This window comes from Hydrogenophaga sp. Root209 (genome assembly GCF_001428625.1).
In the GTDB taxonomy this organism is placed as follows: domain Bacteria; phylum Pseudomonadota; class Gammaproteobacteria; order Burkholderiales; family Burkholderiaceae_C; genus Hydrogenophaga.
Genome location: NZ_LMIE01000031.1, coordinates 460,767 through 472,887, shown reverse-complemented (window position 1 = coordinate 472,887; position 12,121 = coordinate 460,767). Strand labels below are relative to the sequence as shown.

The window sequence follows — 12,121 nt, the reverse complement described above, 5'->3', positions numbered from 1 at the left end:
CCAGGGGCCCGGACATGAAAGCCAAACTCCCCCCGTTGGGCACGCTCGGGCCCTTCATCGCCCTGCTGCTGGCCTGCACCTTCTTCGCCACACAAAGCGACCGCTTCCTCACGCTGCAGAATTTCTCGCTGATCCTGCAGCAGGTGATGGTGGTCGGCACCATCGCCATCGGCCAGACCTTGATCATCCTCACCGCGGGCATCGACCTCTCGTGCGGGATGATCATGGCGCTGGGCAGCATCGTGATGACCAAGATGGCGTCCGACTTCGGTCTCTCGGCCCCGGTGGCCATTGCCCTGGGCATCGCCGCCACCACGCTGTTCGGCCTGGTCAACGGCCTGCTGGTGACCAAGGCCAAGCTGCCGCCCTTCATCGTCACGCTGGGCACGCTCAACATCGCCTTCGCCATCACCCAGCTCTACAGCGGCTCGCAGACCATCACCGACGTGTCCGAGGGTATGACCTGGCTCGGCAACTCGTTCCGCATGGGCCAGACCAACGTGCTCTACGGCGTGGTGCTCATGCTGGCGCTCTATCTCATCACCTGGTTGTTCCTGCGCGAAACCGCACCGGGGCGCCACATCTACGCCGTGGGCAACAGCCCCGAAGCCACGCGTCTCACGGGCATTTCCACCGACAAGGTGCTGCTCGGTGTGTACATGCTGGCCGGCGTGTTCTACGGCCTGGCCTCGCTGCTCTCCGTGGCGCGCATCGGCGCCGGTGACCCCAACGCCGGGCAGACCGAAAACCTCGACGCCATCACCGCGGTGGTGCTGGGTGGCACCAGCCTGTTCGGTGGTCGCGGCATCGTTCTCGGCACCCTGGTGGGGGCGCTCATCGTGGGCGTGTTTCGCAACGGCCTCACGCTCATGGGCGTGTCCTCCGTTTATCAGATTCTTGTCACCGGCATCCTCGTCATCCTGGCCGTGGCCACCGACCAGATGTCCCGCAAAGGAGTGCGCTGATGAACCCGAATGCACCTCTGGTCATCCAGGCCAAGGGCCTGGTCAAACGCTACGGCCAGGTCACCGCGCTGGACGGCGCCGACTTCGAACTGCGCGCTGGGGAAATCCTGGCCGTGATCGGCGACAACGGCGCGGGCAAATCGAGCCTGATCAAGGCGCTCTCGGGCGCGACCATTCCCGACGATGGCCAGATCTATCTGGATGGCAAGCCCATCCACTTCAAGAGCCCGATCGACGCGCGCCGCGCCGGCATCGAGACCGTCTACCAGGACCTCGCCGTGGCGCCCGCCATGACCATTGCCGAGAACCTGTTTCTCGGGCGCGAGATCCTGCGCACCGGGTTCTTCGGCCGCTTCCTGCGTCTGCTGGACAAGAAGCAGATGCTGGCCGAGAGCATCTCGCGCATGAACGACCTCAAGGTCGGCATCCGCTCCATGACGCAGGCGGTGGAAACGCTTTCGGGTGGGCAGCGCCAGTGCGTGGCGGTGGCGCGAGCTGCCGCCTTCGCGCAGCACGTCGTGATCATGGACGAGCCGACCGCCGCGCTCGGCGTGAAGGAGGGCAACATGGTGCTCGAACTCATCCGCTGCGTGCGCGACAAGGGCCTGCCGGTGATTCTCATCAGCCACAACATGCCGCACGTGTTCGAGATCGCCGACCGCGTCCACATCGCTCGTCTGGGCAAACGCGCGGCGGTGGTCAACCCCAAGGTGATCAGCATGAGCGACACCGTGGCGGTGATGACCGGCGCCAAGCTGGCCGAAGAACTGCCACCCGAAGCGCTCGCCTGAACCATGCTCAAAGGCATCGACCCCCTGCTCAGCCCCGAGCTGCTGAAACTGCTGGCCGAGATGGGCCACGACGACGCGTTGGTGCTCGCCGATGCGAACTTCACCGCCATGAGCCTGGGCGCGGGCAAGACGGTGCTGCGCCTGCCCGGTGTGGGCATGGCACGCACGGTACAGGCCGTGGCCAGCGTGCTGCCGCTGGCGGCTGACGTGCCGCAGCCGGTGGCCTACATGCAGGTGGGCGGTACCGAGGCGCCGTACCGCTCGGCCCTGCAGCGCGAGACGCTGGCGGTGCTGGCCGCTGAAGGCCTGGTCGAGGGCCAGGCCGAAGCGGTGGAGCGTTTTGCCTTCTACGAGCGTGTGAAGAAGGCCTACGCCATCGTGGTCACCGGCGAGCTGCAGCCTTGGGGCAACTTCATCCTGCGCAAGGGTGTCATCGGCGACACTTTGCGCACCTGAACCCGACACCGAAGCCGACGCAGTGAAACCCAACGACGCCACCGAAGCCGTTCCCGATGTTGAGCCGGGCGATCAGCCGCGCCTGCGACCGCGGGGCTCCAACCAGGTGGGCATGCGCCAGTTCAACGAGCGCGTGGTGCTGCAGGCGCTGCGCGTGCACGGCAGCCTGGCCAAGGCCGACATCGCGCGCCTGACCGGGCTCACCGCCCAGACCATCGGGCTGATCACGGCCCGACTCGACGAAGATCAGTTGCTGCGCCGCGAGGCGCCGGTGCGCGGGCGCGTGGGCCAGCCCTCGGTGCCGCTGGGCCTGCACCCCGACGGCGCGTTCGCCATCGGCATCAAGATCGGCCGGCGCAGCGCCGACTGGTTGCTGGTGGACTTCACCGGCCAGGTGCGCGAGCGCCTGGTGCTGGACTACGCCTTTCCCGACATCCCGGTGCTGCTGCCCGCGATCAAGACCAACCTCAACCGCCTGCTGAAGAAGCTCGGTCCGCTGAGCGACCGCGTGGTGGGCGTGGGCGTGGCCGCGCCGTTCCAACTGGGTGGCTGGCACCGCATGCTGGGCCTCACGGCCGAACAGTCGCAAGCCTGGAACCAGATCGACCTGGGTGCCGAGGTGCAGAAGCTCACCGATCTGCCGGTGAGTTTTGCCAAGGACACCTCGGCCGCCTGCGTGGCCGAGCTGCTGCAGGGGCGAGGGCGCGACATCCGCAGTTTTCTCTACCTGTTCATGGACACCTTTGTCGGCGGTGGGCTGGTGCTCGACTCGCACCTGCATCGCGGCATCCACGGCAACGCGGGCGCTGTTGCCTCACTGCCCCTGCGCGTGGCGCAAGGCGGTGAGCCGACGCCTCAGCTCATCAGCGAAGCGTCGCTGTGGGACCTGGAGCAGCGCTTTCGCCAGCACGGGCTGGACCCGATGGCCGCCTACGACGCGCGGGCCCTGCAGGCGCCCTGGTTGCCGTACAGCCACGATTGGATAGCGCGCGCAGCGCCGGCGCTGGCGCAGTGCGTGGTCTCGGGCACCGCGTTTCTCGATGTGGAGGCGGTGGTGATGGACGGGGCGATCGCACCCGATCTGCTGCGCGCCCTGTGCGAGCGAACGCGCACGGCGCTGGCGTCCTACAGCTGGGAAGGTCTGCACCGCCCGCGCCTGGAGCTGGGCAGCATCGGCTCGGACGCGCGGGCTCTGGGCGGTGCGCTGTTGCCGTTGCACGCCTGCTTCGCGCCCGACCACGACGTCATCCTCAAGGTCTGAGCGCTCGCTGAAGCCTCAGGCAGGTTGCAGTCCGTTGGCGGTGAGGTGCAGCACCCGCTGTGCCCGTGCTGCGGCTGTCTGCGAGTGGGTCACCAGCACCAGCGCGGCGCCGCTCTCCCGAGCCTGTTGCTCCAGCACGTCCATCACCTGCGCGGCGGTGGTGGGGTCGAGGTTGCCGGTGGGCTCGTCGGCCAGCAGCAGGCTGGGGCGGTGCACCAGCGCACGGGCAATGGCCACGCGCTGCAGTTGGCCACCCGAGAGTTCGGCCGGCAGCCGCGCGCCCAGGTCGCCCAGGCCCACGGCGTCCAGCATGGCTTGCACGCGCGCGGCATCCGGCCGGCCCAACAACAGCAAGGGCAGGCCCACGTTCTGCGCCACGTCCAGGTGGGGAAGCACATGAAAGGCCTGGAACACAAAGCCCAGGTGCGCACGGCGCCAGTGCGCGCGCTGCGTGTCGCTCAGGGCTCCCAGCTCCACACCTGCGTGCGTGATGCGGCCTTCGCTCCAGTCGTCCAGCGCGGCCAGGCAGTTGAGCAGGCTGGACTTGCCCACACCCGATTCGCCCACGATGGCAATGAACTCACCGGGCGCCACCGTGAGGTTCACACCGCTGAAGACGGTGGTGGAGCCGTAGCGTTTGCCGAGCTGTTCGACGACGAGTGACATGGGTTCAGGTGGGTGCGCCCAACAGGGCTTGCACCGATTCGATCACGCGCGCCAGCGCATCGGGCGCGTCGCACGCAATGACCCGGCGCTGCGGCATGGAACGCAACCAGGTGAGCTGGCGCTTGGCGAGCTGGCGCGTGGCTGCGATGCCGAGTTCGCGCAGCTCGGCGAGTTGCGCGGGGGCGAGCGTGTCGCCGTGGCCGTCGAGCAACTCCCAGGCCTGCCGGTAACCCACGCAGCGCATCGAAGGCAGGTCGGTGCCCAGGTCGCCGCGCGCGCGCAGGCGCTTCACTTCATCGAGGAAGCCCTCAGCCAACATCGCATCGAAGCGCTGCGCGATGCGCGCGTGCAGCCAGGCGCGGTCAAGCGGCTCCAGCGAGATCAGTTGCCCGGGTGCGAGTGGGCTGTCGGGGTTGTGCGTGCGCCCGGTCTGAAAGCAGGAGAGCGGCCGACCCGAGACCTCGAACACCTCGAGGGCGCGCTGGATGCGCTGCGAATCGTTGGGCGGAAGGCGCGCGGCCGTGACCGGGTCGACCCGCATCAGCTCGGCGTGCAGCGCGGGCCAGCCGAGTGCCTTGGCCTGGGCATCAATGCGCTCCCGCACCGCGATGTCGGCTTGCGGCATGTCGTCCAGGCCCACCAGCAGCGCCTTGAAATACAGCATGGTGCCGCCCACCAGCAAGGCGGTGCGCCCGCGCTGGTTGATCTCGGCCACCAGCCGGAGGGTGTCGCGCACGAAGTCGGCGGCGCTGTAACTCTGCAGCGGGTCAAGGATGTCGATCAGGTGGTGCGGCACCTGCGCCTGTTCGGCCGCGCTGGGTTTCGCCGTGCCGATGTCCATGCCGCGGTAGACCAGCGCCGAGTCGACACTGATGATCTCCACCGGCCAGCGCCGCGCGATGGCCAGCGAGGCTGCGCTCTTGCCGCTGGCGGTGGGCCCGGCCAGGCCGATGCAGGACACGTGGGGCATGGACCGGGTCAGCCTTGCGTCACGCTGCCCGGTGCCGCGCGCTCAGGCCCGGGCCGGCTCTCGCCAAAGCGCTGCACCAGCGTCCAGGCGGTCAGGGAGATGAACACGCTCCAGAACCAGATGCCGTTGGTGAGCGGCAGCACCGTGCCGGTGCCGGATTGAATGGCCGCCAGGCTTTGGCCCAGCCAGCCACCCACCAGAAACGCCGCGATCATCATGATGAAGCCGGCCAGCGCCGATGCCGCGCCGGCGGCCTGCGGAAACGGGCCCACCGCGCCACTCTGGCCGCAGGGCTGGTGCACACCGTGGCCCATCATGAACAGGTAGAACGGCAACATGATGGCCCAGGCGCTCTGCACGCCCAGCCAGGCCAGCACACCCATGCAGGTGCCGCCCACCAGCGTGAACACCGCGGCCACGGCCACGGTGCGCCGCACGCCCAGAAGCAGCAGCAGACGGCGGCAGATGAAGGTTCCCACGATGTAGCTCAGCGACATCGTCATCATCATCAGGCCATAGCCCGTCTTGGTCATGCCGAGCACCTGGATGAACACGAAGGGTGAGGCCGCGAGGAAGGTGAACAGGCCGCAGTACGAGGTGGCGGAGAGCAGTGCAAAGGCCCAGAAGGTGGGATGGCGCGCGATCTGCACCCAGGTGCCCAGCAGCATGCCGGGTTGCAGGGCGCGGGAGTTCTTCGCGAGCAGGGTTTCCTCGAACCGCCAGGCGATCACGCCCAGCGTGATGGCACCGAACACGGCCACCGCCATCAGCGACAGGCGCCAGCCCAGCAGGTCGGACAGGAAGCCGCCCAGCGGCGCGCTGGCGCAGGCGATCACGCCCAGGCCGGTGAGCCCTTTGGACATCATGCGCGCGCCTTCGGTGGGCAGGTACAGGTCGCGCACGATGGCGCGCGCGCACATCACGCCCGCGCCCATGGCCGCGCCCTGCACCGCGCGCCAGACGATGAGCTGTTCGATGGAGGGCGAAAAGGTGCTGCCGACCGACGCCACCACGAAGGCGCTCATGCCGATCAGCAGAACAGGCCGCCGGCCAAAGCGGTCCGACAGCGGACCCCAGAACATCTGCGACACGCCAAACGCCAGCAGCAGCGCGGTGAGCGTGAGTTGGGCCTGCGACATGGCCGCGCCAAAGCCGGCCGTGAGGGCGGGCAGGGCGGGCAGGTACAGGTCGGTGGCGATGGGCTGCAGGCCCAGCAGAAGAGAGAGCGCCAGCACGACGAGACCGGGTGACATGGCTGAAGAGGATGGCGTTGCGGGCATCCGGTCGAGGGTAGCAGAAGCCCTTCGGATTTTCCCGGTGCTTCCACCGCACCGGCAGGCTCAGCGCTTGACGACGCGGGTCGAGTCGTCCAGGCCGAACAGGGCGGCCAGCGCGGTGCGGTACTGCGCCTGCCCGACGGAGTTGGTGTTGTGGTGCGATCCACCCTCGACCAGCACGAAGGCCTTGCGCACATTGGCAGCTTCGTACAGCTTGCGCCCCAGCTCGGGCTGGATCAGGCGGTCTTCGCCACCATGCACCACGAGCAGCGGCGAGCCGATGTCGGGCACGCGCTTCACCGCTTCAAAGCGCTGGGTGATCAGCAGACTCACCGGCAGCCAGCCCCATTTGAAGGTGCTCACCACGTCGGGGATGGAGGTGAAGGTGCCTTCGACCACCGTGCCGGCTTCGTCTTTCACTTGAGCCGCGAGTTCAATGGCAATGGCGCCGCCCAGCGAATGGCCGAAGATGTAGCGCGGCCGCCCGGGGTACTTTTCGCCCAGCCAGTCCCAGGCGGCGCGGGCGTCTTCGTAGGCCTTGGTCTCCGAGGGCAGTTCGTTGGTGCTCTTGCCGAAGCCGCGGTAGTCGATGGCGAGCACCGAGAAGCCGAGTTCCTGCATGCGTTGGGCGCGAAAGGCCGAGCCGGTCACGTTGAAGCGCGCACCGTGCAGGTAGAGCATCACCGGTGCATCGGCGCGCGCGGCGAAGTTGTCGTTCTGTGCCCACAGCCCGTGCAGCTTGACGGGTTTCTCGGTGACCTGCGAGGTGAAGTCGATCCACACGTCTTCCATGCTCTCGGCCGCGTGGGTGCCGCCGGCCCAGCTGCGGTCCGACGGTTGGAAGATCCAGGTGCGCTGCTGCTCGTCGAGCGTGGCGCAACCGGCGAGCAGTGCCAGCGAGGCCAGCAGGAGGGCGAACAGGCGTTTCATGACGGGTATGGAGCGGCTCGCTGGGCAAAAAGTTCAGACTTCGCTGCGCGCACGTTCCATGCCAGCGGGGAGGCCCATCATGGCTGGGGACGGGATTTCTCGCCGAATTCCCGACCAAAGGCCCGGGACGGGCCCGTTCAGCGCCCGCGCAGGAACAGCGCGTCCAGCTCTTTCATGCCCACCTGGCGCCAGGTGGGGCGGCCGTGGTTGCACTGGTCGGAGCGCTCGGTCACTTCCATCTGGCGCAGCAGCGCGTTCATCTCGTCCAGCGTCAGGCGCCGGTTGGCACGCACCGCACCGTGGCAGGCCATGGTGGCCAGCAGCTCGTTGCGCGCGCGTTGCACCACGGTGCTCGCATCATGCAGGCCGAGCTCGGCGAGCACGCTGCGCGCCAGCTCCACCGGGTCGCCCTGGGCCAGCGTGGTCGGCACGGCGCGCACGGCCAGCGTCTTGGGCGAGAGTGCGGTGACCTCCAGGCCCAATGTCTTGAGCACCTCGGTGCAGTCTTCGGCGGTGGCCACCTCGTCGGGCGTGGCGGAAAACGTGGCCGGGATCAGCAGTGGCTGGCTGGCCACCTGCTGGTCGTCAAGCTGCTGCTTGAGCCGTTCGTAGACGATGCGCTCGTGCGCGGCGTGCATGTCGACCACCACCAGGCCCTGGGTGTTCTCGGCCAGGATGTAGACGCCTTGCAACTGGGCGATGGCGCGGCCGAGTGGCCAGTCGCCGGTAGGCAGAGGCTGTGGGTGGGTGGGGGCTTCGACGGGCTCAGCCCGAACGGAGTCGAGGTGGTCAGTCGAAACGAAGTCCGTTCGGGCTGCAACCCGCTCATCCTGAGCTTGTCGAAGGATCGAAGCCTCGCCAGAACCGTAGCCCCACAGGGCGGCCACGTCGCTCACCCGGTGCCCGATCTCGGGCTCGCGAGGCCGGAACGCAAATCCATCCTGCCGTGCCGGTGGTGTCCACGCCGGTGCGGGCACTGTGTCCACCGGCTCAGGGGTTGTCCCCGAGCGCGGCACAGCCAGTGCCGCTTCCACCGCATGCCGCACACCCTGGTGCACTTCGCGTCCATCGCGAAACCGCACCTCGATCTTGGTCGGGTGCACGTTCACGTCCACCCGCGTCGGGTCGAGCGAGACGAACAGCGCATACACCGGCTGGCGGTGGCCGTGCAGCACGTCTTCGTAGGCGCTGCGCGCGGCGTGGGTGATGGTCTTGTCGCGCACGTAGCGACCGTTCACGTAGGCGAACTGCCAGTCGGCGCGCGAGCGCGCAGCGTCGGGCACACCCGCGAAGCCCCACACGCGCAGGCGCTGCGCTCCGGCGTCGTCCGGCGCGTCCATCGGCCAGTTCAGCGCCACGGCCTGCTGCACGAAATCGTCGCCCAGCACGTCGGCCAGGCGCTGGCGCAGCGCATCCATGCCGCCACCGGCCACCGCACGCCACTGCGCGACCAGCTTGCCGTCGTGCCAGATCGCAAAGCCCACGTCGGGCCGCGCCAGCGCGTGGCGGCGCACGGCCTCGATGCAATGGGCCAGCTCGGTGGCGTCGGTCTTGAGAAATTTGCGCCGTGCCGGCGTGGCGAAGAAGAGCTCGCGCACTTCCACCGTGGTGCCGGGTGCGCGCGCCGTAGGTTGCAGTTCGCCGCTGCGGCCATCGAGCAGCCAGCCGTGGGGTTCGTCGGGTGTGTCCACGCGCGTGAGCAGCGAGACCTCGGCGATGGAGCAGATGGCGGCCAGCGCCTCGCCACGAAACCCCATGGTGCCCACCGATTCGAGGTCGGAGAGGCTGGCGATCTTGCTGGTGGCGTGGCGCTTGAGTGCGTTGGGCAGCTCGCTGCGCAGGATGCCGCTGCCGTTGTCTTCCACGCCGATGAGCCGCACGCCGCCGGCCTGCAGACGCAGCGTGATCTGCGTGGCGCCGGCGTCCAGCGCGTTGTCCACCAGTTCGCGCACCACCGAAGCCGGCCGCTCCACCACCTCGCCAGCGGCGATCTGGCTGATCAGTTCATCGGGGAGCTCACGGATGGGCCGGCGAATCGGCTGGAGGGTGCTGGGTGGGGTTGTCACGATCAAATTGTAGGCGGCAGGGATAATCCCCCTCCATGGAACTGATTGCCTTTCTCATCGACTTCATCCTGCACGTCGACCAGCACCTGCAGACCTTTGTTCAGAACTATGGCGCGTGGGTCTATGCCCTGTTGTTCCTGATCATCTTCACCGAGACCGGCGTGGTGGTCATGCCCTTCCTGCCGGGCGATTCGCTGCTGTTCGTGGTGGGCACGCTGTGCGGCGCGGGCCTGATGAGCCTGCCGCTGGCCATGGGCCTGCTGGTGGCCGCGGCCGTGCTGGGCGACCAGACCAACTATTCGATCGGCCGCTACTTCGGACCAAAGGTGTTTCAGTGGGAGAACTCCCGGATCTTCAACCGCAACGCCTTCAACCAGGCGCACGCGTTCTATGAGAAATACGGCGGCGTCACCATCATCCTCGCGCGCTTCATGCCCTTCATCCGCACCTTCGCGCCCTTCGTGGCCGGTGTGGCCGAGATGACGCGCACCAAGTTCACCGCCTACAACGTGATCGGCGCGCTGATCTGGGTGGTGGGCCTCACGGCCGCGGGCTACTGGTTCGGCAACCTGCCCTGGGTGCAGACGAACCTGAGCAAGATCATCTGGGCCATGATCCTCATCCCCGGTCTGATTGCCCTGTATGGCGGTTGGAAGGCCAGCCGCGAGGCCAAGCGCAACCCCGTCTGAACCGGGCTCACGGCTGTGCGCCCACGCGGTCGGCGTGCAGCTCGAAGATCAGGTTGCGCAGCCATTGGTTGGCCGGGTCCTTGTGGTACTTCGCGTGCCAGAACAGGTTGATCGCGATTCTGGGCAAGTCCACCGGATGTGGCAGCTGCTTCAACCCGAAGGGCTGCACCATGCGCTCGGCCAGGCGCTCGGGCACGGTGGCAATCAGGTCGGTGGACTGCAGGATGTGGCCGATGGCCACGAAGTGCGGCACTTTCAGCTTCACGCGTCGCTGCGGTGAGTGGTTGTCGAGAATCTCGTCCACTTGCCCATGCCCCGTGCCGGCCGAGACCACGGCCACATGCTCGGCGGCAAAAAAATCGGCCGCCTTCATGCGCTTGAGATCAAGCGCGTGCCCCTGCCGGAACAGGCACACATAGCGCTGCTCGAACAGGCGCCGCTGAAAGAAGCCGGCCTTGAGTTGCGGAAGCAGGCCGATCGCCAGATCGACCTGGCCAGCCTCCATCGCGTCGCGCAAGTGCAGCGAGGTGTTGCGCACCGTGCTGATGGTCACCGAGGGCGCCAGCTGCCGGATGCGCTGCATCAGCAGCGGCAAGAAATAGATCTCGCCAATGTCGGTCATGCCCACGGAGAAGCTGCGCTGGCTGGTGGCCGGGTCGAACGAGCTGCGTGCGTTCACGGCGCTGTGGATCATGCCGAGCGCATAGCCGATCGATTCGGCCAGTTGCTCGGCAAAGGGTGTGGGCTGCATGCCGTGGGCGGTGCGCAGAAACAGCTCGTCGTCGAACAGCTTGCGCAGCCGCGCCAGCGCGTTGCTCACCGCCGGCTGACCCAGGCCCAGGTTCTCGGCCACCCTGGAGACCTTGCGTTCGGTCAGCAACTGGTTGAACACGACCAGCAGGTTCAGATCGATCTCTTCGAGCTTCATGGCGGGTCTCTGAGGTGGGTTCGTCAATATTGATATGAATGATAGTGTCAATCGATTTCATTGCATTGACTGATTTTCATCCGGTCGTGATCATGGCCCCAGTTCCCACGAAAACCAGAGACACACCACGATGGACATTCATGTACGCCCGCTGCAGCGCACGCTGCGTGTCGACGCGGGCGTGAACCTGCTGGAAGCGCTGCGCGCCAACGACATCCCGGTGTCGTACAGCTGCCTGGCGGGCCGCTGCGGCACCTGCCGCTGCAAGGTGATCTCGGGGCATGTGCTGGAATCCGGCCGCGAACAGCGGCCACCGCAAGCCCTGGACGACGCGACCAGCGTGCTCGCCTGCCAGACCTTTCTCACCGAGCCCTGCACCGTCGAGATTCCCGAACCCGACGAGGTGGTGGTGCACCCCGCGCGCATCATCAAGGCCACCGTGGTCGCGATCGAGTCGCCCACGCACGACATCCAGCGCCTGCGGCTCAAGCCCGCCAAGCCGCTGGAGTTCTCGCCCGGGCAGTACGCGCAACTGCAGTTCACGCCCGACCACATCCGCCCCTATTCCATGGCCGGCCTGTGCACCGATGGCGAGCTCGAATTCCACGTGCGGCGCGTGCCCGACGGCCGCGTGACGGGCTACATCGAGCGCGATCTGAAGGTGGGCGATGCGGTGCGCGTGACCGGCCCGCTGGGCTCGGCCTACCTGCGCCGCAAGCACACCGGGCCCATGCTCTGCGTGGCCGGCGGCACCGGGCTCGCACCCATCCTGTCCATCGTGCGCGGCGTCGTCGCATCGGGCATGCACAACCCCATCCACCTCTACTTCGGTGTGCGCTCCGAACGCGACGTGTACGGGCAGGACTGGCTGGCCGAGCTGCAGCAGCAGTACCCGAGGCTGCAGGTGCACACGGTCATCGCGTCTGGCCGCGCGCCGGGCTGCCGCACCGGCCTCGTCACCGACGCGATCGAGCAGGACTGGCCCGACCTGCAAGGCTTTCGCGCCTACCTCTGTGGTGCGCCACCCATGGTGGAAGCCGCGTCGCGGCTCGTCCAGCGCATGGGCGTGTTGCCCGGGCAGATTTACGCCGACGCGTTCTACGCCAGCGGCACCTAGACCAA

The 12,121-nt window shown here is 67.6% G+C and carries 12 protein-coding genes; 6 read left to right on the top strand and 6 right to left on the bottom strand.

The features are described 5' to 3' along the window. Positions 1–14: 14 nt before the first annotated feature. The 4 genes from ASE11_RS20745 (at position 15) to ASE11_RS20730 (ending at position 3,473) form a co-directional block, all read left to right on the top strand. Positions 15–965, top strand: coding sequence for an ABC transporter permease (locus ASE11_RS20745; protein ID WP_056276062.1), 951 nt, complete (start codon positions 15–17; stop codon positions 963–965). Beyond that, entirely contained in the window at positions 965–1,756 is a 792-nt protein-coding gene (locus ASE11_RS20740; RefSeq protein WP_056276060.1) for an ATP-binding cassette domain-containing protein, read from the top strand. Before ASE11_RS20745 ends, ASE11_RS20740 begins: the two co-directional genes overlap by 1 nt. A gap of 3 nt (positions 1,757–1,759) precedes the next feature. Next, positions 1,760–2,212, top strand: a complete 453-nt coding sequence (locus ASE11_RS20735) for an RbsD/FucU family protein (protein ID WP_056276058.1) — start codon at positions 1,760–1,762, stop codon at positions 2,210–2,212. A gap of 112 nt (positions 2,213–2,324) precedes the next feature. After that, positions 2,325–3,473 (top strand): ROK family transcriptional regulator, encoded by a 1,149-nt coding sequence (locus ASE11_RS20730; RefSeq protein ID WP_082585921.1) that lies wholly within the window; start codon positions 2,325–2,327, stop codon positions 3,471–3,473. 15 nt (positions 3,474–3,488) lie between these two features. Here the strand turns inward: ASE11_RS20730 and ASE11_RS20725 are convergent, their stop codons facing one another. The 5 genes from ASE11_RS20725 to mutL all read right to left on the bottom strand — a co-directional run bounded on the left by ASE11_RS20725 (position 3,489) and on the right by mutL (position 9,382). Continuing rightward, positions 3,489–4,139: an ABC transporter ATP-binding protein gene (locus ASE11_RS20725; protein WP_056276053.1), complete on the bottom strand. Its 651-nt coding sequence runs from the start codon at positions 4,137–4,139 to the stop codon at positions 3,489–3,491. Between the two features lie 4 nt (positions 4,140–4,143). Continuing rightward, positions 4,144–5,109 (bottom strand): tRNA (adenosine(37)-N6)-dimethylallyltransferase MiaA, encoded by a 966-nt coding sequence (miaA, locus tag ASE11_RS20720; protein WP_056276052.1) that lies wholly within the window; start codon positions 5,107–5,109, stop codon positions 4,144–4,146. An 8-nt stretch (positions 5,110–5,117) separates the two neighbouring features. Next, entirely contained in the window at positions 5,118–6,362 is a 1,245-nt protein-coding gene (locus ASE11_RS20715) for a Bcr/CflA family efflux MFS transporter (RefSeq protein ID WP_082585901.1), read from the bottom strand. 87 nt (positions 6,363–6,449) lie between these two features. Next, positions 6,450–7,316 (bottom strand): alpha/beta hydrolase, encoded by an 867-nt coding sequence (locus ASE11_RS20710; protein ID WP_056276048.1) that lies wholly within the window; start codon positions 7,314–7,316, stop codon positions 6,450–6,452. 137 nt (positions 7,317–7,453) lie between these two features. Further along, positions 7,454–9,382 carry a DNA mismatch repair endonuclease MutL gene (gene mutL, locus ASE11_RS20705; RefSeq protein WP_082585920.1) on the bottom strand — a complete coding sequence of 643 codons (1,929 nt, stop codon included), beginning with the start codon at positions 9,380–9,382 and terminating at the stop codon, positions 7,454–7,456. 35 nt (positions 9,383–9,417) lie between these two features. Here mutL and ASE11_RS20700 point away from each other — a divergent pair, with 35 nt between their 5' ends. Beyond that, on the top strand, positions 9,418–10,071 hold the full coding sequence (locus tag ASE11_RS20700; protein WP_056276042.1) for a DedA family protein: 654 nt from the start codon (positions 9,418–9,420) through the stop codon (positions 10,069–10,071). Between the two features lie 7 nt (positions 10,072–10,078). On the opposite strand, the gene ASE11_RS20695 is transcribed toward ASE11_RS20700, so the two are convergent. Further along, complete coding sequence (locus ASE11_RS20695; RefSeq protein ID WP_056276040.1) at positions 10,079–10,999, bottom strand: LysR family transcriptional regulator; 921 nt, start codon at positions 10,997–10,999, stop codon at positions 10,079–10,081. Between the two features lie 130 nt (positions 11,000–11,129). Here ASE11_RS20695 and ASE11_RS20690 point away from each other — a divergent pair, with 130 nt between their 5' ends. Continuing rightward, on the top strand, positions 11,130–12,116 hold the full coding sequence (locus ASE11_RS20690; protein WP_056276036.1) for a 2Fe-2S iron-sulfur cluster-binding protein: 987 nt from the start codon (positions 11,130–11,132) through the stop codon (positions 12,114–12,116). The last annotated feature ends 5 nt before the right edge of the window (positions 12,117–12,121 follow it).